The organism is Sciscionella sediminilitoris, from assembly GCF_000737195.2.
In the GTDB taxonomy this organism is placed as follows: domain Bacteria; phylum Actinomycetota; class Actinomycetes; order Mycobacteriales; family Pseudonocardiaceae; genus Sciscionella; species Sciscionella sediminilitoris.
Map to the genome: position 1 here is coordinate 1 of NZ_JALM01000115.1, position 20,063 is coordinate 20,063.

Here is a 20,063-nt window from a genome sequence, read left to right on the forward strand (position 1 = left end):
CTGCGCGCCGCGCTGGCCGGTGTCCGGATACAGCGAGGTGATCTCGCCGCACCAGCCGTTCTTCCGGTAGAAGGCCAGCACCCGGCCCCACTGCTGGCCGAGCGTGCACAGCGGATGATCCCGCCGGTATAGCCAGCGCTGCTGCCCGGTGAACGGATCCCGCCCGACCACCGAACCACCGGAGCCGGTGACCACGTTCGCTCCGACGCTCAGCGGGGTGTCGGTGGCGCTGCTCGGCTGCTGCCACACCTGCGCCAGCGAGGGCGGCGGCTTGTCCGGGGTGTCCGGGATGGTCGCGGCGACATTGGCCGTCCGCGAGCTCGTGTTGTGCGCATCGCTGGTCTGCCACACGAGAATCCAGGTCGCCGCGACCACGACCACCACGAGGGCGGCGGCCAGATAGTCGCGGCGACGGCGGAACCGGGTGCGCTGCGGGCCTTCGGTCATCGTTCGCGGATCACGCCTCGGCCTGGGACTGTCCCGTCTGCGAGGAGCCGGAGGAACTGGTCGAGCGGCGGCGCCGCCTGCGCCGCGGTGTGGTGCGCTCGGGCTGCTGGGCCTCGGGAGCCGCCGGTGCGGCGCCGTCCTTCTGCCCGGAGACCGGCTTGCCCGCCCTGGTGCGCCTGCGGGTCCGCGAACCCGTGGACTGGCTGCGCCGCCGCGGCTTGCGCTCCTCGCCGGGTTCCTCGCCCGGTTCCTTCTCGGCACGCTCCCGCTTGGCCAGCGGCAGCCGCCCGGTGGCGTCCGTGGGGATGTCCAGGTCGGAGAACAGGTGCTCGGAGGTGGAGTAGGTCTCCACCGGCTCCGGCATGTCCAGCCCGAGCGCGTCCGAGACGAGCTTCCAGCGCGGCTCCTCGTCCCAGTCGACGAGGGTGACCGCGACACCGGTCTTGCCCGCCCGGCCGGTGCGGCCGATGCGGTGCACGTAGACCTTCTCGTCCTCCGGGCACTGGTAGTTGATCACGTGCGTGACATCCAGCACGTCGATGCCGCGCGCGGCCACATCGGTGGCCACGAGTACGTCCACCTTGGCCGAGCGGAACGCCCGCAGTGCCTTCTCCCGCATGGCCTGGCCCAGGTCACCGTGCACGGCGGCCACGGAGAACCCACGCTCGCCCAGGTCGTCGGCGAGCTTCTGCGCGGTGCGCTTGGTGCGGGTGAAGATCATCGTCTTGCCCCGCTCGCGTGCCTGCAGCGTCCTGGCGATGACCTCGGTCTTGTCCAGCGAGTGCGCCCGGTAGACGAACTGCTTGGTGCGTTCGTGCACCGCGCCCGCGTCGGTGGACTCGGCCCGGATGTGGGTCGGCTGGCTGAGGAAGGTCCTGGCCAGGGTGATGATCGGGTCCGGCATGGTGGCCGAGAACAGCATCGTCTGCCGCTCGTCCGGGACCATCCGCAGGATCCGCTCGATGTCCGGGAGGAACCCGAGGTCGAGCATCTCGTCGGCCTCGTCCAGCACCAGGGTGCGCACCTTGCCGAGCACCAGGTGGCGCTGTTCGGCGAGGTCGAGCAGGCGGCCGGGGGTTCCGATGACCACGTCCACGCCCTCGGTGAGCGCGGCGATCTGCGGTTCGTAGGGCCGTCCTCCGTAGATCGCGAGGGTGCGCACCCCGAGGTGCTTGCCCGCGTCCGTGAGGTCGTGGGTGACCTGCAGACACAGTTCCCTGGTCGGCACCACGATCAGGACCTGCGGGGTCCCGTCGCCGGGCAGGGTGAGCCGTTGGAGGGCGGGCACCCCGAAGCCGAGGGTCTTACCGGTACCGGTACGGGCCTGGCCGATCACATCCTCGCCGGCGAGGGCGAGCGGCAGGGTGAGTTCCTGGATCGCGAAGGTGTGCTCGATACCGGCTCCGCGCAGCGCCCGCACGATCTCCTCGTGCACGCCGAAGTCCGCGAAGCTCGGTGCGGCCCCGTCGAGCTCGGCTTTCGCCTCGAGTGGGTGCGAGGTGTCCTCGTCCGGGGCACCGCTTTCCACGTGTTCGAGCACGACGGGCTCGGTGTGATTCTCGTTATCCGTATTGTTCGTTGGCAGCGTTCTCGCCTCTCTATCGCCAAGCGCACACCGCCTGGTCTCGGGCAGCTCGACCGGCCGACGCCGGGAGCGCCATGCAGCGACGCACGCACATTTCGTTTCCCGCATCCGGTTGTGTCCGGTGCGTACACGTTCAGTGTAACCGCTGGTTGCACGGGTGCCGCGCAAGGCCAGCGGCTCGGTGTGTGCGAGGCGCTACCCTCGCTGCCATGGCTGACGAACTGGCGCCCGGGGTCACCGACCTGCTCGGCGCGATCGCATACGGCGAGCTCGCGGGTTTCGACCGGCTCGCGGAGGACGCCCGCGAGGCCCCATCGCTGCGCGAGCGGGTCGCGCTCTCCGAGATGGCCGCCGCCGAGATGGGGCACTACACGCTGCTGCGCAACTATCTCGCCGAGCGTGGGGTGGACGTGGCGGACGCGATGGCCCCGTTCGGCGCCGCGCTGGACGGCTGGCACGCCTCGACCGCGCCCAAATCGTGGACCGAATCGCTGGTCAAGGTGTACCTCGGGGAGGGGCTGACCGCGGACTTCTACCGGGAGATCGCCACCTGGGTGGACGAGCAGACCAGGCAGGTCGTGCTCGAGGTGCTCGCGGACACCGGGCACGCCGAGTTCGCCGAGCGCGAGATCGCGGCGGCCTGTGCGCGCGAGCCCGGATTGCGAGATAAGCTCGCCCTGTGGGGCAGGCGGCTCCTCGGCGAGGCACTGACCCAGTCGCAGTACGTTGTCGCGGAGCGGGACAGCCTCGCGGAACTGATCATCAAGGGATCCGGGGATCTCGCGGGCATCGGCGCGCTGTTCCGGAAAGTGCAGAAGGGGCACGCGAAACGAATGCAGAAGCTCGGGCTGAGCTGAAGCGGCACGGCCGGGTGAAAGACTGGACGGGCACAGTACACAGTGGGAAGACACAACCGCTCGGCGGCGGTGCAGGCAACGGCGCGCCGTACGGGCAGCAAGACGGAGGTCAGCGTGGAGGTCAAGATCGGCGTCGCGGAGACTCCTCGGGAGATCGTCCTGACGAGTAACGAATCGCCGGACGAGGTGGAGGCTTTGGTGTCCGGGGCGTTGGCGGGGAAGTCCGAGACGCTCACGCTCACCGATGACAAGGGCCGCAAGGTCATCGTGCCGACGGCGCGGCTGGCCTACGTGGAGGTGGGACCCGCCGACCAGCGGCGCGTCGGGTTCGACGTCTCGTAGCGTCCGGCCTCGATCGCGTAGACCACGTCCTGTTCATGCCCGCGAACGTGGTCCACGCGGCGCATCCCCAGCTTTTCGAGCACGCGCCGCGAGGCGGAGTTCGCCGGATCGCATTCACCGGTGATCCGCTCGAGGTGCAGTGACTCGAAACCGAAGCGCAGCAGCGCGCCCGCGACCTCGGTCGCGTACCCCAGGCCCGCGCATTCCGGAGCGATCACATAGCCGATCGTCCCGGTGGCGGGTTCGGGGGTGCGCCTGCGCAGCTGTGCCTCGCCGATCAGTAGTCCGGACGGCAGGCGGACCGCCAGGGTCATCGCGGTCCCGCCCTGGACCGGTGGCTCGCCCTGTGCGCAGCGCCGGTCGAGCAGCGCCCTGGTCTGCTCGGGCGTGTCGGGCGGCCAGCTGATGTACGCGGTGACCGAAGGGTCGGTGTGCAGGGCGCGCAGTGCCGGATAGTCCTCCGGCGTGTACGGGCTCAGCAGCAGCCGCCCGGTGTTCAGCCGCATCGGCCGCGCCATTCGCGCTCGAGGATCGCCCACACACCCTCGTCCGCCCATTCACCCTTGAGCCATTCATTGGCCACGTAGTGGGCTTCCTCGCGCATGCCGAGCCTGCGCATCACCGCGGTGGAGGCGTGGTTCTCCGGATAGCAGCGCGCGGTGATCCGGTGCAGCCCGAGCTCATCGAAGCCGAACCGCAGCAGTTCCCGCGCCGCTTCGGTGGCGTATCCCTTGCCGTTGTGGTCCGGATCGAAGACATAGCCGATCTCCCCGTACGAGTGTTCGGTGGAGACCAGGTCCAGATTCACCTCGCCGATCGGCCGGGTACCGACGGCCTCCGAGGCCAGCTGCACGGCGAAGTGGATCCGCTCACCTTCCTGGCGTGGCAGCGCGGTGTTCGCGATCCGGCGGGTCAGCTGCTCTTCACTGGTGGCCAGATCCGCGATCCCGGTGCGCAGATAGCGCACGACCTCCGGGTCGGTGTCCCAGGAGTGCAATGCCCCGAGGTCGTCCTCGGTGAAGGGGCGCAGCAGCAGCCGCTCGGTGTGCAGTCGCATCAGCCGCGCCATTCGTGTTCGAGGATCGCCCATTCCTGCTCGCTCACCCAGGCACCTTTGACCCGGAGCGCCTCCACGAAGCAGGCCTCCTGCCGCATGCCGATCTTGCGCAGCACCGCCTGCGAGGCCAGGTGTTCGGCCGCGCACTTGGCGACGATCCGGTGCAGCGCGAGGTCCGCGAAACCGAACCGCAGCAGTTCACGGGCCGCCTCGCCCGCGAAGCCCTGTCCCGCGTGCGCGCCGCCGAAGACGTAGCCGATCTCCGCGCAGCGCTGTTCGGCCGAGAGCAGTTCCAGGTGCACATCCCCGATGACCTCGGTGCCGTATTGCACCGCGAAGTGGATGGACTCGCCGTCGGCTTCGGGGACGGTCACCCGGCCGAGCCTGCGTTCGAGCAGATCCCGGGCGCCGTCGTGGTCGAGCACGTCCCAGAACAGGTACCGCACGACCTCCGGATCGGAGTGCCAGGTGTGCAGTGCGGTCAGATCGCCGGGAGTGAACGGGCGGAGTAGCAGCCGCTCGGTGCGCAGTTCCACCCGCAGCAGGCTAGCCCTCAGACGGCGAGTTCGCCTTCGATTTCCTCGAGGGTCTTCGGCACGTGGAACGGTGGGGTGGAGGTGCCCATGACCCGGTAGCGATCCCACGGATCCGGATCGGAGAGCTGGCAGCTCGCCTCGCCCTCCGGGGTGCTCAGCACGGCTTCGGCCTTCTTCCCGCCGAGCGCGGCCGACAGTGCCTCGTGCGCGGCGATCCTGCCGTACCAGCGGTAGTACCCGTCGATCGGCTGGAAGTGCCCGCGCAGCTCCACCGCGACGGTGAACTCCTGCTCGCCGGTCCGGACGGTCGCCCCGCCCTGGTAGCCGTCCTCTTCGTGGTCGTGGTTTTCGGTCATCCCTGCCCTCCTTTGGACTGTCGGGATTCGGTCTCCTCCGGCTCCACCCGGTGGAGCTGGACGATCTTGTTCAGTTCCAGTGGCCGCTCGGGGGCGATGCGGACCCCGTGGGAGTTCGCGACTCCGTCGATGGCCATCCAGATCAGCTGGGTCAGGTACTCCACGACGGCGTCCCGGCTCATGGTCTGGCGCTCCAGCCACCAGTCGCCGACGTTCTGCACCATGCCGACCACCCCGTAGGCCCAGGGTTCCGCGGCACCGGAATCCATCCCGAAGGCGCGCATGTAATCGCCGAGCAGGGCGGCGAGCGCGGTCGCGATGATCTCCTTGTCCTGGGTGACCACATCCGAATCGGTCTCCCTGGCCCGGTACTCGGGCCGGGCGAGCAGCCGGTACACGTTCGGCATGTCCTCGATGACCGAGAAGAACGCGTCCAGGCTCTTGCGGATGCGGGGGACCGGGGCCTCCTCGCTGTTCAGCGCAGGGATCAGGCGTTCGAACAGGATCTCGGTGCCCCGGTTGCCGATCGCCTGGTAGAGGTCGGCCTTGTCGGAGAAGTGCCGGTAGAGCACCGGTTTGGTGATACCGGCTTCCTTGGCGACGTGCTCCATGCGCAGTTCCGGGCCGTGCTTATCGAGTGCCCGCATCGCCGCGTCCACGAACTCCTCGCGGCGGGCTTCCCTGTGTGAGCGCCAGCGGTCTTTCCGCGCGTCACCACTCGATTCGGACTGGCTCGAGGGGTGCTTGCCGTGGTGCTTGACAGGGTTTGCCATGGCGCGCATGCTACCAGAAGTAGCTGTTACTTCCGGTAACATAAAAAGTCTCCGCATCGAGAAATGGAGCACCCGATGACACGCGCGATGAGCTCTCGGGGCGAGGTCGCCGAGCGGGAGAAGACGGCGAGCCGGCTTCTCAAGTCCTCGGCGAACAAGTTCTATGACCCGGACGTGGACATCGACTGGGGAGCGCCGGTCGACGGCGACAAGTACTTCGTGCCACCACACCGCAGCACCCTCTACGGCACCAAGCTGTGGGACCAGCTCACCGAGGAGCAGCGGGTCGAGCTCACCAAGCACGAGTTCGCCAGCGTGGCGAGCAACGGGCTCTGGTTCGAGACCCTGCTCATGCAGATGCTGCTGAAGAGCTTCTACAACACCGACCCCACCCAGGCGCACGCCCAGTACATGCTCACCGAGGTGGCCGACGAGTGCCGGCACTCCACGATGTTCGCGAAAGCCTGTGAACGGGTGGGCGCCCCGGCCTACGGGCCGGTGCCCTGGCTGCGGCAGCTCGCGAAGATCCTCCCGCTCATCGCCTACGGCCCGGCCAAGTACGGAGCCATCCTGATCGCCGAGGAGATCCTCGACCGGCTGCAGCGCGAGATGATGTCCGATGAGCAGATCGAGCCGCTGGTGCGCATGGTCAACCGCATCCACGTCCTCGAAGAGGCCAGGCACGTCACCTTCGCGCGCGAGGAGGTGCAGCGCGGGATGCCGAAGCTGGGCAAGCTCGAGCTGCTCTACCAGCAGCTGCTGATCTCGCTGGTCAGCCTGGCGATCATGAACACGCTGATCAATCCGAAGGTCTACGCCGCGGTCGGGATCGACCCGAAGGAGGGCCGCCGGGCCGCGGCGCGGAACCCGTACTGGCAGGAGACCTGCCGCTGGGCCGGGGAGCGGATCATGCCGTTCCTGGACGAGTCCGGGCTGATCGGCCGGATCACCAAGCCGATCTGGCGCCGAGCGAATCTGCTCAAGCGATGAGTACGGTGCTGAACGCCGCTCCGTGGGATCCGGCCCTGGCGCACCGCTTCGTCACCGGTGACGGGACCGCGCTGCACGTCTGCGATGAGGGCGCGCCGGGCGAGGAACCGACCGTGGTGCTGGTGCACGGCTGGACCCAGGATCACACATCCTGGGATCCGGTGGTGGATGCCCTGCGCGCCAACGGGTTCGGTTCCCGGATCCTGCGCCACGACCATCGCGGGCACGGTGGTTCGGCGCCCGCCCCACGCGGAACGGCCACGATCGCGCGGATCGCCGAGGACCTCGCCGAGCTGATCGCCGACCGGGTCCCGAAGGGGAAGCTCGTGCTCGCCGGGCACTCCATGGGCGGGGCCACGATCATGGCCCTTGCCGGGCAGCATCCCGAACTTGTCGAGCGGCTGGCCGGTGTCGCGTTCGTGGCGACCACCTCCGGCGGGCTCTCCGAGCTCACCTTCGGCCTGCCCCGCCAGCTCGCCCTGCGGGTGTACGCGGGGGAGGCGGTGCTCAGCAGGTACATGTCGCGCAGTGACCGCGCGGCCTTCCTGCGCCATCCCGCGGCGCTGCGTCCCGTGGTGCGGCGGCTGACCTTCGGCAAGGGCGCCCGGCGCGCCGATGTGACCGCGACCGCCGAGCAGATCGGGCGCTGCCACCCGGCGAGCATGATCTCGTTCCTCGATTCACTGCTCGCGCACGAACGGGCGGGTGAACTCGCCCAGCTCGCCAACACCCCGGTGACCATCTACCACGGGGACCGGGACCGGTTGATCCCGCGCGCGCACGCGCGAGTGATCGCGAACGAGCTCCCGCACGCGCGATTCGTCCAGTTCCCCCAGGCCGGTCACATCCTGCCCGCCGAGCGGGCGGGGGAGGTGGCGCACGGCATCGCCCGGCTCACCGAACGAGCCAGGCGCCGTTAGTGCTGTGCCGTTAGTGCTGTGCCGCTAGTGCTGTAGCGGGAACCCGGCGCCGATACCGCGCCAGGCGAGGGTGGAGATGAGGGTGACCGCCTCGGACTTGTTCACGGTGCGGTTGCTGGCGATCCAGGATCGTGCGGTCACCTCGGACATACCGACCAGGCCGACCGCGAGCAGCCGTGCCCGCTCCGGGTCCAGTCCGGCATCCGCGGTGATTTTCTCGGTGATCTCGTTGACGCAGGCGTTCGTGGAACGGGAGATCGCCGCCTGCACGACCGGCTCACCGCGCAGGTCCGATTCGAAGACCAGCTGGTAGGCGCTTCCCTCGTCGTGCACGAAGTCGAAGTAGGCCCCGACGGTGGCGCGCACCCGGGCCTTGTTGTCCGTGGTGGAGGCCAGAGCGGCGCGGATCCGGGCGATCAGCGCGTCCACGTGGCTTTCCACGAGCGCGAGGTAGAGCTCGAGCTTTCCGGGAAAGTGCTGGTAGAGCACCGGTTTGCTGACCCCGGCCCGCTCGGCGATGTCGTCCATGCCCGTCGCGTGGTAGCCGTTCACCACGAACACGTCCTGCGCGGCGGCCAGCAACTGCGCACGCCGTACGTCTCGAGGCATGCGACCGCGGACGGTTGTCTCCCGTGTCTCGGTCATTCGGCTCCTCCACAGTCGAACGGGTGGTACTCGGGGTGGCCGGGTACCGAGAGCAACCGTACTCGTCAGTAGTTCACGATGGGATGGTCTGTCCGGGAAAACTCCGAACTGTGAGCCCCGTCGCATCGCGGGCCGGCTGACCCGGGGCGCATTCTTGGTGGGGTGACCGTCGAACTTCCGGAACTCGAGCCGAGTATCCCACCGTGGCCGGGTGAACATGTCGAGCTGGGGGAGCTGCGGCTGCATGTCCGGGTAACCCCTGGTGGCGCGGAGAAGGCGGTGTATCTGCACGGCCTGGGTGGCTCCGCGACGAACTGGACCGATCTCGCCGCGCAGCTGGCCGGGAGGGTCACCGGATACGCGCCCGACCTGCCCGGATTCGGTAACACCGAGCCGCCGCGGGACTGGCCGTTCACCGCGGCCGCGCAGGCCGAGCTCGCCGCGGAGTTCATCGCCTCGCTCGATGCCGGACCGGTGCACCTGGTCGGGAACTCGCTCGGCGGTACGACCGCGATCCTGCTCGCCGCCCGCCATCCGGAGCTGGTGCACACGCTGACCCTGATCTCGCCGGCGGTACCCGATCTGCGGCCCGACATCCGCCGGCTCTCGGATCCGCGGCTGCTGCTCACCGGTCTTCCGGTCGTCGGCAAACCGGTGCGCAGACAGCTGGCCGCCCTCTCCCCGCGGGAGCGCACGATGCGACTGCTGCGGCTGGTGTTCGCGCGTCCCGAGGAGATACCCGAGCACCGGATCCAAGAGGCGATGCGGGAGGCCGCGGAGCGGGCACGGCAGCCCTGGGCGGGGGCGGCACTGATGCGCGCGGGCGCCGAACTGTTCCGGCTCTGGTTCCGCAGGGGCAAGGGCTCGGTGTGGGCGGCGCTGCGCCAGGTGTCCGCGCCGGTGCTGGTCGTGTGGGGGCGAGAGGACAAGCTGGTCACGGTGGCGAAAGCGGTTCCCACGGTGCGGGCGCTTCCGCGTGGCAGGCTGCTCGTGCTCGACCGGGTCGGGCACGTCGCGCAGATGGAGGAACCGGCCACCGTGGCCAGGGCGATCCTCGATATGTGGGATTCGGCAGCGGGCAGTAGCTGAGCGTGCACGAGCACGGAATTCGCGGCCCCGCCTCCCGGCGCGCGGACACCCGGTGTGGCACCCTTGTCAACGCACCGATTCGAGCGGTAGAGGAGGACGATCCGCGTGCCGAACGATCGGCCTACGACCGATGCGGGGCAGCGGGGAAGCTCCTGGGACACCGGCCTCGAGGAGCCGGACCCGCAGGAGTGGCCGGAATGGTCGGAGACACCCGACACGGTCTATGAGTACGGGCACAGCGAGGGGAATCTCGCCGAGCCGCTGTTCGTGGAGCGGGGCCAGTTCGAGGCCCGGGCCCAGCGCAGGCTGGGCAGCGGATACCGCACGGCCGTCGCCGCCGAGGAGGAAGAGCGTGGCAAGGGCCTCGGTGCCTGGCTGCGCCGGGTGCTGGCGCTCTACGGCTGGCGCGTGTACGCCGTTCCGGTGCTCGCCGTGATCACCGTGCTGGTCATCGTGGACGCGGTCGTCCCGCAGGCGGGATCGGACCGCGCCGAAGCGGGGAACGCGAGCCCGCCCACGGTCACCGAGGTGCCGGCGACCCAGGCCAATCTGGACATTCCGACCGCGGAACTGCCCGAGGGCGGTCCGGTCACCCAGCGCGGCAAGGGCACCTGGCACATCGTGCCCGGTCACGGACCGGTGGTCGGCACCAGCGGGCGGCTCTACCGCTACACCGTGGAGATCGAGGATGGGATCGACCCGGTGCAGTACGGGGGAGACGAGGCGTTCGCCGCGATGGTCGACCACACGCTGGACAACCCCAAGTCCTGGACCAGCACCGGAAAGGTCCGGACGCAGCGCATCGACGATCCGAACGCGAAACCCGATTTCCGGCTCAGCCTCACCACCCCGCAGACCGACCACCGCAAGGAATACTGCGACTACCAGATCAAGTACGAGACCTCGTGCTACCGCAGCAGCGCGGACCGGGTGATCATCAGCCTGGCCCGCTGGGTGCGCGGGGCGAAGGCGTTCTCCGGTGACATGTTCACCTACCGCCAGTACGCCATCAACCACGAGGTCGGGCACGCCTTCGGCAACCACCACGTCGGCTGCCCGAAGCCCGGGGCGCTGGCCCCGGTGATGATGCAGCAGACCTTCGGGGTGAGCAACGACTACGTCGCCAGGATCAACGAGGTGGACCCGACGAACAAGGGCGCGGTGCCCGCCGACCACAAGACCTGCGTGCCGAACGCCTGGCCCAATCCGGAGGCGCAGTCGCCGAGATAGCGCGCGCCCCGCTCACTGTGTGGAACACCGGCGCGGCCGGGAAGCCTGTGGGGTATTCCTGGCGTTGTACGAGATACTGCAAAGCCCGCGAGATCAGGAGGTCATGCCATGTCCGGCGGAACGACACTGCCGCCGCTCGTAGAACCGGCTCCCGAACTGTCGAAGGAGGAGGTCGAGCGCTACAGCAGGCACCTGATCATCCCGGACGTCGGGATGGACGGGCAGAAGCGGCTCAAGAACGCGAAGGTGCTCGTGGTCGGTGGTGGCGGGCTCGGCAGCCCGGCGCTGCTCTACCTGGCCGCGGCCGGGGTCGGCACGCTCGGCATCGTCGAGTTCGACGAGGTGGACACCTCCAACCTGCAGCGCCAGATCATCCACGGTGTCTCCGACGTCGGTAAGTCCAAGGCGGTCTCGGCCAAGGAATCGATCGCCGAGGTCAACCCGTACGTCACGGTCAACCTGCACGAGACCCACCTGTCCAGTGAGAACGCGCTGGACATCTTCCGCGACTACGACCTGATCCTGGACGGCACGGACAACTTCGCCACCCGGTACCTGGTCAACGACGCCGCGGTGATCCTCGGCAAGCCGTACGTCTGGGGCTCGATCTTCCGGTTCGAGGGCCAGGCCTCGGTGTTCTGGGAGGACGCGCCCAACGGTCTCGGGCTGAACTACCGCGATCTCTACCCGGAACCGCCGCCACCCGGGATGGTGCCCTCCTGCGCCGAGGGCGGCGTGCTCGGAGTGCTGTGCGCCTCCATCGGCTCGATCATGGTCAACGAGGCGATCAAGCTCATCACCGGGATCGGCGAGCCCATCCTCGGCCGCCTCGTGGTCTACGACGCACTGGAACTGTCCTGGCGGCAGGTCAAGATCCGCAAGGACCCGAGCACGCCGAAGATCACCGAGCTGATCGACTACGAGGCGTTCTGCGGGGCGGTCTCCGAGGACGCGCAGAACGCGGCCGCGGGGAACACGATCACCGCCAAGGAACTCAAGGCCAAGTTCGACGCGGGCGAGGACTTCGCGCTGATCGACGTGCGCGAGCAGCACGAGTACGAGATCGTGAACATTCCCGGCGCGACACTGATCCCCAAGGACCGGATCCTGTCCGGGGAGGCGCTCGCGGAACTCCCGCAGGACAAACCGATCGTGCTGCACTGCAAGTCCGGCGGCCGGTCCGCCGAGGCGCTCGCCGCGCTGCACAAGGCCGGGTTCTCGGACGCCGTGCACGTCGGCGGCGGGGTGCTCTCCTGGGTCCGGGAGATCGACCCCTCGCTGCCGAGTTACTGAGCTCACGAGGCCGCTGGAGGCGGGGCGTTCCCGGGCCGGGGACGCCCCGCCTCGTGCGTTCCGGAGCGCCCCGTGTCTCCGGGACGCACGCGCGGTGAATCGTCCGCACGGGCGAGGAGTGTCGGCGGCTGCGCGCCGGACGGGCGCGGTAGCGTAGGCCCGTGAGCGAGCTTGCGAGCGAACCGAAAACACAGCAGCGTCCGCCGAGGTGAAACCGTGAGCGAAGTACCCCAGCCGCCGGTGCACGTTCGCACCGCCTTCGGTGCGACCGAGGAGCCGGAGCTGCTCGACGCGAGCCCGCTGTGGCGGTGCGGGCCGATCGCGTTCCGCCCGGTCGCCGACCCGGTCGAGTCGGCCTGGGTCGCGCAGGTGCTCGCCACCCTCGAAGTGCCCCGGTTGCGCATCGGCCGCCCGCTGCGCTCCACCGATGGCCGCTGGGTCATCGGCGGCTGGTCCGCCTTCCGATTCATCGACGGTAGACCCGAGCCGCGTCACGACGAGGTGATCGCCGCCTCGCTGCGGTTGCACGAGGCGACCGCGCTGCTCGAGCGGCCACGATTCCTCAACGGGCGCGGCGATATGTACTCGGTCGCCGACCGTGCGGCCTGGGGGGAGGAACAGCCCGAGCTGGACGCGGAGAAGGGCGGGCGGCTGTTCGAACTGCTCGCGGCGTCCCGGCGGGATGTCGCGCTCCGGCCACAGATCGTGCACGGCGAAGGATTCGGCACCGTGCTGTTCTCCGGGGACGCGGATCCGGGCATCGTGGAACTGACCCCGTACTGGCGGCCACCGGAGTGGGCGGCGGCCGTCGCGGCCGTGGACGCGCTGTCCTGGGGTGGCGCGGATCCCGGCATCCTCGAGCGCTGGGCGCACCTTCCGGAATGGCCCCAGGCACTGCTCCGGGCGCTGCTGTTCCGGCTCGCGGTCAACGCCATGCATCCGCACGCGACGCCGGATTCCTTACGTGGCCTGGAGAATTCGGCCCACGAGATAGGCAAGCTGTTGTGAAATCCCTCGCTGGTCTCCGGATCGGTGTCACTGCCGCGCGCAAAGCCGAGGAACAGATCGGCATGCTCGAACGCCGTGGCGCGCGGGTGCTGCGCGCCCCCTCGGTCGAATACGTTCGGCTCGACGCGGACCCGGCCCTGCGCTCGGCGACGGACAGGGTCCTCGGGCTCACCGCGCCCACGGTGGTGATCACCACGGGAATGGGCTTGCGCGGCTGGCTCGAGGCGGCGGGGGAGTGGGGCCTGCGGGCCGAGCTCACCGAACTGCTCGGTTCCGCCCGGATTCTGGTGCGCGGTCCCAAGGCCGCGGGCGCGGTGCGCGAGATCGGCCTGCGCGAGCGGTACACCCCGGAATCGGAGACCGACGCCGAGCTGCTCGCGTATCTGCTCGCCGAAGGGGTGGACGGCGCCGAGATCGTGCTGCAATCGCACGGCGAGCCGCTTCCCGCGCTCACCGATCCGCTGCGCGCCGCGGGGGCCCGGGTGACCGAGCTGCTCCCGTACCGCTGGCAGGTTCCCGAGGACACCGCGCCGATGCGGGACCTGTTCGAGCTGGCGTGTTCCGGGGAACTGGACGCGGTGACCTTCACCAGCGCGCCCGCCGCGCAGGCCCTGATTCAGGTGTGCGGCCCTGCCGAGCTCGCCGCCGCGCTGCGCGGGGTGCTCGTGGCCTGTGTCGGCCCGGTGACCGCGAAACCACTGCTGGACCGGGGCATCGAGCTCGCCATGCCTTCACGGGCACGCACCGCGGCCCTGGTCAATCTGGTCACCGAGGAACTGGGGCACTGAGGAACCGGGAGGCCGCGGTGGCTCAGGCGAAGTCCCCGGCCGCCTTGCGTACCTTGGCGAGCAGTTCGGTCAGTGAACGTACCTGGCGCTCGGTCAGCCCCTCGAGCCCGAAATCGATGGCCATGACCGCCTCGGTGGCCTCCTCGCGCCTGCGCTGACCGTCCTCGGTGATCTCCACCAGCGTGGTGCGCCGGTCCGTCGGATGCGGGAGCCGTTTGACCAGACCGTCCGCCTCCAAGCGGTCCACGATGTTCGTGACGCTCGTCGGATGCAGCTGCAGGCGCTCGCCCATCACCCGCATCGGAAGCCTGCCGGTGCGCGCGAAATGCAGCAGCACGAGTGCTTCGAACCGGGCGAAGGTCAGGCCGTGCGGCTTCAGCGCACCGTCCACAGCGGACTGCAGGATCTGCTGCACCCGCATCACGCTCGTCACAGCGCCCATCACGGTGGACGGGCCGACCCGCTCGGCCCACAGTCCTGCCGCGCGGTCGATGGGGTCGAACGGCAGTGGTTCCTTCGCGGTCATGGGAATCGACGCTAGCAGAGAGGCCGACCGGGCCACGGTTCGCTCGCCCACAGGCCCCGTTCAGCGGCCCGCTCCGAGTTCGACGAGCAGCACTCCCGCGATGATGCAGCCGATGCCCAGACCCATGGTCCGGGTGAGCGGTTCGGAGAACAGGAACTTGCTGGCGATCGCGGTGAGGGCGACACCCGCGGCCGCCCAGATGCCGTACGCGACGCCGATACCGATCCCGCGCTGCAGCGTCAGGGTCAGCAGCAGGAAGGACAACAGGTAGCCGCTGAGCACGACGGCGTACCAGGCCTTGCGGCCCGTGGCGGCCATCCGCAGCGACAGCGTCGCGGTGACCTCGCAGAGGATCGCGAGGACCAGGAACACCCAGGCCATCAGGCTTGCACCCGCTTCGCTTGCTGTGCCCCGAATTCCACCAGCAGCACCCCGCCGATGATCAGCGCCATGCCGGCGAACATCAGCACGTTCAGCACCTCGCCGAACAGGATCGCGCCGAACACGGCGGTCAGCGCGACCCCCATGGCGCCCCAGATGCCGTAGGCGACGCCGAGCGCCATTCCGCCGCGCAGCAGGGCGCCCATGAACACGAACGCGGTCACGTAACCCACCGCGACCACGGCATACCAGCCCGGATGGTGGAGTGCCGCCTTCAGTGACAGCGAGCCGGCCACCTCACAGAGGATCGCGCCGGCCAGGAATAGCCAGTTCTTCATCGCCCAGTCTGTCCAGTTCTCGTCGTTCGGTCCGCATCGGTCAGGGCTGTATCGTCCGGACCGGCATCGTCGGGCTCGTCGAGCAGGCGCAGTGCCGCCGCGCGTACGTGTCCGGTTTCCTCGGCGGCCAACGGAAACACCTCGGTCGCATCGGCCAGCCACACCCCGTCGGCCAGCATCCGCACCGCGCTCAGCCGGGCGCGTGCCGCGGCGGACAACGTGGTGTCCGCGGCCGGATTGATCCACGGGCCGAGCCGGTCCCGCCAGCGGGCGGTCAGCTCGCTGCGCAGCCGCGGGTCGGCGAGCATGATCAGATCGGCACAGTCGAACGAGGTCGACAGCGTCCAGTCCAGGTAGGCGAGCACCCGCTCCCTGGCCGTCGCCTCGGTCGGCGGTCCGGAAAGGAAACCGGCCAGCCGCTGCTCCCAGCGATCGACCACGTGATCCACGAGCGCCAGCATCAGGGCCTGTTTCGTGGGGAAGTAGTGCATCAGCCCGGCCTTCGTCAGACCGGCCCGCTGCGCGGCGCTGTCCAGGGACACCGTCCCATCGGAGCTCAGCAATTCCAGCGCGCCGTCGAGGATTTCCGTGCGGGTCTCGGACACGTCACCAACCTACCATCCGGAAGGTTGGTGACCGTGTGCGACATCCGTCGAACGGACCGAAAACCGTTACGGTGGCTGCATGATCGTGGCATTCAGCGTCAGCCCTTCGGCGGGCGACGAGACCGGTGGGGTCAGCGAGGCAGTGGCGCGCGCCGTGCGTGTCGTCGAGGAATCCGGGCTGCCGTACGAGCTCAACAGCATGTTCACGAACGTGGAAGGTTCCTGGGACGAGGTCATGGACGTCGTCAAGCGGGCGACCGAGGCTGCGGGCGTGGGGGCGTCCCGGGTCGGCCTGGTGATCAAGGCGGACATTCGTCCCGGCTACGAATCCGGGCAGTTGAGCGGAAAAGTCGACCGGGTGCGCCGCCAGCTCCGGCAGTGAGCCGCTTCAGGCGGCCGGTTGGTCGGGGTCATCCAGTCCGAGGGCGCCGATGAGCTCACGCAGGCATTCCTCGAAGACCGGTTCCAGGTCGGTGTAAGCGAAGTCGAGCTGGTGCAGGATTTCCATGCACAGCAGGCCGTACAGGCGGGTCCAGCAGCCGAGGAAGACGTGCGCGGCCTCGAGTGGCAGCCGCCCGTCGATACTCGCGGAATAGGCGGCGAGCTGCGTGCGCAGGGACTCGGGCAGCTCGTCCGGTTCGGGCACCGGAAACGGTCGTGTCTGCCACAGCTCGACCGTCAGGTCCAGCAGGATCTGCTCGAACCGCTGCCCGGCCCGGTGCCGCGTCGATTCCGGGCGCCGGTTGGCCGGGCTGATCGGGCCGGCGAAGATCCAGCCGAACTCAGCCGGGTGCGCGATCGCCCACGCGCGCATGGCCCGGCAGACCGCCACGATGCGCCGGCCGACCGGCTCCTCGGCGCGGGTCTCGCGGGCCTGCTCCATGGCGGTGGCCAGTTCGCGCAGGAACCCGGCGGTCACCGCGCCGACCAGCTCGTCGTGGCTCGCGTAGTAGTGATACAGCGCCGGGCCGCTCATGCCCACCTGCCGCGCGACCGCGTTGATCGTCACCGCGCCCGGTCCCTGCTCGACCAGCAACGTCCGTACCGCCCCGTGGATCTCGTCCAGCGTGGCCTTGCGCAGCCGCTCGCGCCTGCTGCCCGTTCCTGCGGTCATGGTCACCCTCTCCGGTCCCTTCATTGACATTCTAGACCATCTATGTTTGCTTAATGCCTCTAAATAATCTAGAGGCATTAGGGGAAATATGGCACGTCGGTCATGGGTACTTCTCGCGGTCCTCCTGCTGGTCACGACCGTGTGGTGGTGGAGGTCCAGGGCGGCGCACCGGCGAGGACAGGGCGAGGTCCGGCGATGAAGGCGGTCGTCGTGGGCGGCGGTATCGGCGGGCTGGCCGCGGCCCTCGCCTTCCGGCAGCGTGGCTGGCAGGTCGAGGTGCTGGAGCGGGCGCCCGAGTTCACCGAGATCGGCGCGGGGCTGTCGATCCAGCCCAATGGTCTGCGCGCGCTGGACGCCCTCGGCCTGGGCGATGCGCTGCGTTCCGGTGGGCTGGCCGATCCGCTCGCGGGTATCCGCGGGGCGAACGGCGGGTGGCTGATCCGGAACGACATCGAGGAACTGAAACGCCGGTTCGGCCGATGGGCGACCGTGCATCGCCCGGCCCTGATCGACTTGCTGCTCGCGGCGCTGCCCGCCGCGGCGTTGCGCTCCGGTATCGAGGTACACGCCGTGCGACCGGACGGCACAGTCCGGCACAGCGGCGGCATGTCCGGCGCGGACCTCGTTGTCGGTGCCGACGGTGTGCACAGCGCGATCCGGCGCTCACTGTGGCCCGAGGCTCCCGCGCCGCGCTACGTCGGGTACACCACTTGGCGCTTCATCGCGCCGGCCCGTCCTGTCGCCGGGAGCGTGGAAACCTGGGGTAGCGGGGAGCGGTTCGGGTACGTGCCCATGCCGGACGGCCGCATCTACTGCTATCTGATGGCGAACGCCCCCGCCGGGGAGCGGATCGGTCTCGATCGGCTCCGGGAACGCTTCGCGCGCTGGCCCGAGCCGATTCCCGCGCTGCTGAACGACATCCGGGCGGACGCGGTGCTGCAGCACGACACCTGTGAACTGCCGGACCTGCCCACCTTCGTCCGGGGCAAGGTGGCACTGCTCGGTGACGCCGCGCATGCGATGACGCCCAATCTCGGTCAGGGTGCCTGTCAGGCCCTCGAGGACGCCGTGACCCTTGCCGCCAGGGTGGACACCCTCGGTGTCCGGGCCGGACTCGCGGAATACGACGAGGTCCGCAGGCCGCGCACCCAGTTGATCGCGCGCCGCTCTCGCCGGATCGGCGCGCCCGCGCACTGGGTCTCCCGGCCGTTGACCGCGCTGCGCGACGCGGCGTTTTCCCGCCTGCCCGATTCATTCTTCGCACGCTCGGTCACGCCCGCCTATAGCTGGACGATCTGATCGTCCCGGAAAGGTTCCCCCGATGTCCCTGCCCCGAATTCTGATCGTTCTCGTCGCGGTGATCACGATGGTCAGCACCGTCCTCGCCGATCTGGTCGTTCCGGACCTCGCGGCGCAGCACGCCTTCAATCCCGGCTGGCCGCCGCACGCCAAGTTTCACGACGCCCAGTACATGGTCATGACGGCACTGCTCGGCGTCATCGCCCTCGTGCTCGTTCTGCGGCGGTCCGGGAACACGCGCGGCCGATTGCTGTGCGCCATCGGGATTCTCGCCGTCCCCTGGCTCGGCATGCTCGGTGCCCTCCTGTTTCCCGGTACCGCCACCTACGATCCGGAATTCGCCGGTCGCACGCTTTTCATCCTCGGCGTCCACGGGCAGATCTGCCTGGCGACCGTGCTGCTCGTCGTCCTGTTCCTCGCGGCAGCGGGGACACGGCGCACAATCCCCGGCGACCGTCAATCGTGAATGAAGATGTCATTCACAGATGACAGTTCATTCGCGGGATTATTCTCTGCTACCGCGTGGTAATTGTTAGCGACCCGCGCCGGTTGAATCGGTCATCTGGGGAGAATAACGTCATTCGACGTCCAGTGTGCGCGAAGCTGTTTCGCATTCTTTCAACGAAAGGGATCGCATCGTGGACAATCGAATGTTTCTCAGATCCTGTCTGGTCGCCGCGGTCACCGTCCTCGCGGCGATCGCCGGTCCGGTCGCCCAGGCGGAGGTGGCACCGCATCCCGCTGTGGCCGCGCAGACCGCTCATCCGGCGGCGGGGCACGGCAGCACCGCGGCGGACGCCGGCTCGCGGGCCGGTGCCGCAGATCTCCGCGAGCCGCCGCCGGGTGGCTGGGATACCCCGAGTCAGCAGAGCTTCTATCTGACGAGTTCCTGCCAGCCCTACGCTTCCGCGATCCGGCAGGGCGCGGCCGCATGGAAGGGGCTGACCGAAGGTGGTGGCACGCCTGTCGAATGCCGCACCAGCTACATCACCGATTGCGGTGGCGGTGGCAACATCGTCGGCTGCAATTGGGGGCAGGGGCAGCGGATCGCGCTGTTCCCGGGTGGCGTCGGTGATGTTCCGCTGCTGGCGGCGCACGAGTTCGGGCACGACTGGTACGGCCATTCGAACTATCAGTGCGCCGGCTGGGGCAGTCCCGAGGAAGTGATGGCCCCGTCGATCTGCACCCTGCGCGGGACCGGACGAATGTGACCCGCGAACCGGTCCGGCCGTGCTTGCCGGACCGCACGGCGGAGCGTGCCCGGCCGGAGGATTCGGCCGGGCATCCGCGTGCTCAGCTCGCCCGCTTGTCCTCGTCCTGCCCGGCCTCGCCGATCGCGGGGAGGGCGACGCCGACGACCTGATTGCGGCCGTTGCGTTTGGCGCTGTACAGGGCGGCGTCCGCGGTCTGCAGCAGGGTGTCGATGGTGCGGCCCTGGCCGGGATAGATGGCGACCCCGAGCGAGGCGGTGAGGTCTTCGATGCGGACGTGGCCCTGTTCCGAATCGGTCTCCACGGTGAGCTGGCTGATCCGCAGCCGGATGCGCTCGGCGACCAGGGCGACCTCGTTGCGGTTGCTCTCCGGGAGCAGCACGGCGAACTCCTCGCCGCCGAACCGGCCCGCCGAGTCGTACCGCCGGGTCTCGTTGCGCAGTACCTCGGCCACCGCGATGAGCACGTTGTCGCCCGCGAGGTGGCCGTAGGTGTCGTTGGTGCGCTTGAAGAAATCCAGGTCGACCATGAGCAGGCCGAAGCTGGTGCCGTGCCGTTCGGCGCGAGCGAGCTCCTGGTTGGCGTACTCGTTCCAGGCAGTGGCGTTGAGCAGTCCGGTCTTCTGGTCCCGGATGGCCTTCTCCTCGAGCTCCTTGACCAGCACGCTGCGGTG

At 69.1% G+C, this 20,063-nt stretch carries 27 protein-coding genes; 13 read left to right on the plus strand and 14 right to left on the minus strand.

Going from position 1 to position 20,063, the window contains the following annotated elements; genetic code table 11:
• The coding region (locus tag AD72_RS31605) for an Rv3212 family protein (protein ID WP_031470306.1) at nt 1-447 on the minus strand (447 nt) is incomplete at its 3' end.
• A 10-nt stretch (nt 448-457) separates the two neighbouring features.
• Nucleotides 458-1,987: a DEAD/DEAH box helicase gene (locus AD72_RS31610; RefSeq protein ID WP_031470307.1), complete on the minus strand. Its 1,530-nt coding sequence runs from the start codon at nt 1,985-1,987 to the stop codon at nt 458-460.
• Nucleotides 1,988-2,241: 254 nt separating this feature from the next.
• Between AD72_RS31610 and AD72_RS31615 the strand changes: the two genes are divergently transcribed.
• Together AD72_RS31615 and AD72_RS31620 are read left to right on the plus strand one after the other, a co-directional pair.
• On the plus strand, nt 2,242-2,889 hold the full coding sequence (locus AD72_RS31615; RefSeq protein WP_031470308.1) for a ferritin-like fold-containing protein: 648 nt from the start codon (nt 2,242-2,244) through the stop codon (nt 2,887-2,889).
• Between the two features lie 114 nt (nt 2,890-3,003).
• Entirely contained in the window at nt 3,004-3,231 is a 228-nt protein-coding gene (locus AD72_RS31620; RefSeq protein WP_020498055.1) for a DUF3107 domain-containing protein, read from the plus strand.
• Here AD72_RS31620 and AD72_RS31625 read toward each other — a convergent pair.
• From AD72_RS31625 to AD72_RS31645, 5 genes are read right to left on the minus strand one after another with little or no spacing between them, the layout of a single operon-like run.
• The gene (locus AD72_RS31625; protein WP_197285132.1) at nt 3,177-3,737 is read right to left on the minus strand and encodes a GNAT family N-acetyltransferase; all 561 of its coding nucleotides are present in this window, start codon (nt 3,735-3,737) and stop codon (nt 3,177-3,179) included. The two genes, AD72_RS31620 and AD72_RS31625, sit on opposite strands and share 55 nt — an antisense overlap.
• The gene (locus AD72_RS31630) at nt 3,728-4,288 is read right to left on the minus strand and encodes a GNAT family N-acetyltransferase (protein ID WP_197285133.1); all 561 of its coding nucleotides are present in this window, start codon (nt 4,286-4,288) and stop codon (nt 3,728-3,730) included. Before AD72_RS31630 ends, AD72_RS31625 begins: the two co-directional genes overlap by 10 nt.
• Nucleotides 4,288-4,824 (minus strand): GNAT family N-acetyltransferase, encoded by a 537-nt coding sequence (locus AD72_RS31635; RefSeq protein WP_051899229.1) that lies wholly within the window; start codon nt 4,822-4,824, stop codon nt 4,288-4,290. The genes AD72_RS31630 and AD72_RS31635 overlap by 1 nt, the downstream gene beginning before the upstream one ends.
• A 17-nt stretch (nt 4,825-4,841) precedes the next feature.
• Nucleotides 4,842-5,180 carry a DUF4873 domain-containing protein gene (locus tag AD72_RS31640; protein WP_031470312.1) on the minus strand — a complete coding sequence of 113 codons (339 nt, stop codon included), beginning with the start codon at nt 5,178-5,180 and terminating at the stop codon, nt 4,842-4,844.
• On the minus strand, nt 5,177-5,953 hold the full coding sequence (locus AD72_RS31645; RefSeq protein ID WP_031470313.1) for a TetR/AcrR family transcriptional regulator: 777 nt from the start codon (nt 5,951-5,953) through the stop codon (nt 5,177-5,179). Before AD72_RS31645 ends, AD72_RS31640 begins: the two co-directional genes overlap by 4 nt.
• Before the next feature lie 75 nt (nt 5,954-6,028).
• Between AD72_RS31645 and AD72_RS31650 the strand changes: the two genes are divergently transcribed.
• Entirely contained in the window at nt 6,029-6,943 is a 915-nt protein-coding gene (locus tag AD72_RS31650; protein WP_031470314.1) for an AurF N-oxygenase family protein, read from the plus strand.
• Nucleotides 6,940-7,863: an alpha/beta fold hydrolase gene (locus AD72_RS31655; protein ID WP_031470315.1), complete on the plus strand. Its 924-nt coding sequence runs from the start codon at nt 6,940-6,942 to the stop codon at nt 7,861-7,863. Before AD72_RS31650 ends, AD72_RS31655 begins: the two co-directional genes overlap by 4 nt.
• A gap of 24 nt (nt 7,864-7,887) precedes the next feature.
• Here the strand turns inward: AD72_RS31655 and AD72_RS31660 are convergent, their stop codons facing one another.
• Nucleotides 7,888-8,508: a TetR/AcrR family transcriptional regulator gene (locus AD72_RS31660; RefSeq protein ID WP_031470316.1), complete on the minus strand. Its 621-nt coding sequence runs from the start codon at nt 8,506-8,508 to the stop codon at nt 7,888-7,890.
• Between the two features lie 162 nt (nt 8,509-8,670).
• Between AD72_RS31660 and AD72_RS31665 the strand changes: the two genes are divergently transcribed.
• The 5 genes from AD72_RS31665 (at nt 8,671) to AD72_RS31685 (ending at nt 13,916) form a co-directional block, all read left to right on the plus strand.
• Nucleotides 8,671-9,597 (plus strand): alpha/beta fold hydrolase, encoded by a 927-nt coding sequence (locus tag AD72_RS31665; RefSeq protein WP_031470317.1) that lies wholly within the window; start codon nt 8,671-8,673, stop codon nt 9,595-9,597.
• 105 nt (nt 9,598-9,702) lie between these two features.
• Nucleotides 9,703-10,827 carry a DUF3152 domain-containing protein gene (locus AD72_RS31670; RefSeq protein WP_037348025.1) on the plus strand — a complete coding sequence of 375 codons (1,125 nt, stop codon included), beginning with the start codon at nt 9,703-9,705 and terminating at the stop codon, nt 10,825-10,827.
• Nucleotides 10,828-10,935: 108 nt separating this feature from the next.
• Entirely contained in the window at nt 10,936-12,120 is a 1,185-nt protein-coding gene (gene moeZ, locus AD72_RS31675) for an adenylyltransferase/sulfurtransferase MoeZ (RefSeq protein WP_031470319.1), read from the plus strand.
• Between the two features lie 216 nt (nt 12,121-12,336).
• Nucleotides 12,337-13,128, plus strand: a complete 792-nt coding sequence (locus AD72_RS31680) for a TIGR02569 family protein (protein ID WP_031470320.1) — start codon at nt 12,337-12,339, stop codon at nt 13,126-13,128.
• Nucleotides 13,125-13,916 carry a uroporphyrinogen-III synthase gene (locus AD72_RS31685; protein ID WP_031470321.1) on the plus strand — a complete coding sequence of 264 codons (792 nt, stop codon included), beginning with the start codon at nt 13,125-13,127 and terminating at the stop codon, nt 13,914-13,916. Before AD72_RS31680 ends, AD72_RS31685 begins: the two co-directional genes overlap by 4 nt.
• 22 nt (nt 13,917-13,938) lie before the next feature.
• Here the strand turns inward: AD72_RS31685 and AD72_RS31690 are convergent, their stop codons facing one another.
• From AD72_RS31690 to AD72_RS31705, 4 genes are read right to left on the minus strand one after another with little or no spacing between them, the layout of a single operon-like run.
• Nucleotides 13,939-14,442, minus strand: coding sequence for a MarR family winged helix-turn-helix transcriptional regulator (locus AD72_RS31690; protein ID WP_031470322.1), 504 nt, complete (start codon nt 14,440-14,442; stop codon nt 13,939-13,941).
• A gap of 60 nt (nt 14,443-14,502) precedes the next feature.
• Nucleotides 14,503-14,823 (minus strand): DMT family transporter, encoded by a 321-nt coding sequence (locus AD72_RS31695; RefSeq protein ID WP_031470323.1) that lies wholly within the window; start codon nt 14,821-14,823, stop codon nt 14,503-14,505.
• Nucleotides 14,823-15,161 carry a DMT family transporter gene (locus tag AD72_RS31700; protein WP_031470324.1) on the minus strand — a complete coding sequence of 113 codons (339 nt, stop codon included), beginning with the start codon at nt 15,159-15,161 and terminating at the stop codon, nt 14,823-14,825. Before AD72_RS31700 ends, AD72_RS31695 begins: the two co-directional genes overlap by 1 nt.
• Nucleotides 15,158-15,766 carry a TetR/AcrR family transcriptional regulator gene (locus AD72_RS31705; protein WP_063890833.1) on the minus strand — a complete coding sequence of 203 codons (609 nt, stop codon included), beginning with the start codon at nt 15,764-15,766 and terminating at the stop codon, nt 15,158-15,160. Before AD72_RS31705 ends, AD72_RS31700 begins: the two co-directional genes overlap by 4 nt.
• A gap of 79 nt (nt 15,767-15,845) precedes the next feature.
• On the opposite strand from AD72_RS31705, the gene AD72_RS31710 reads away from it, so the two are divergent.
• Nucleotides 15,846-16,148, plus strand: coding sequence for a thiamine-binding protein (locus tag AD72_RS31710; RefSeq protein WP_031470326.1), 303 nt, complete (start codon nt 15,846-15,848; stop codon nt 16,146-16,148).
• A 6-nt stretch (nt 16,149-16,154) separates the two neighbouring features.
• On the opposite strand, the gene AD72_RS31715 is transcribed toward AD72_RS31710, so the two are convergent.
• Nucleotides 16,155-16,880 (minus strand): TetR/AcrR family transcriptional regulator, encoded by a 726-nt coding sequence (locus AD72_RS31715; protein ID WP_031470327.1) that lies wholly within the window; start codon nt 16,878-16,880, stop codon nt 16,155-16,157.
• A gap of 195 nt (nt 16,881-17,075) precedes the next feature.
• On the opposite strand from AD72_RS31715, the gene AD72_RS31720 reads away from it, so the two are divergent.
• The 3 genes from AD72_RS31720 (at nt 17,076) to AD72_RS31730 (ending at nt 19,390) form a co-directional block, all read left to right on the plus strand.
• On the plus strand, nt 17,076-18,179 hold the full coding sequence (locus tag AD72_RS31720) for an FAD-dependent monooxygenase (protein WP_031470328.1): 1,104 nt from the start codon (nt 17,076-17,078) through the stop codon (nt 18,177-18,179).
• A 22-nt stretch (nt 18,180-18,201) separates the two neighbouring features.
• The gene (locus AD72_RS31725; RefSeq protein WP_031470329.1) at nt 18,202-18,645 is read left to right on the plus strand and encodes a DUF6640 family protein; all 444 of its coding nucleotides are present in this window, start codon (nt 18,202-18,204) and stop codon (nt 18,643-18,645) included.
• A gap of 172 nt (nt 18,646-18,817) precedes the next feature.
• On the plus strand, nt 18,818-19,390 hold the full coding sequence (locus tag AD72_RS31730) for a hypothetical protein (RefSeq protein ID WP_031470330.1): 573 nt from the start codon (nt 18,818-18,820) through the stop codon (nt 19,388-19,390).
• Between the two features lie 82 nt (nt 19,391-19,472).
• Here AD72_RS31730 and AD72_RS31735 read toward each other — a convergent pair.
• A partial coding sequence (locus AD72_RS31735; RefSeq protein WP_037348033.1) for a GGDEF domain-containing protein occupies nt 19,473-20,063 on the minus strand: 591 nt, incomplete at its 5' end.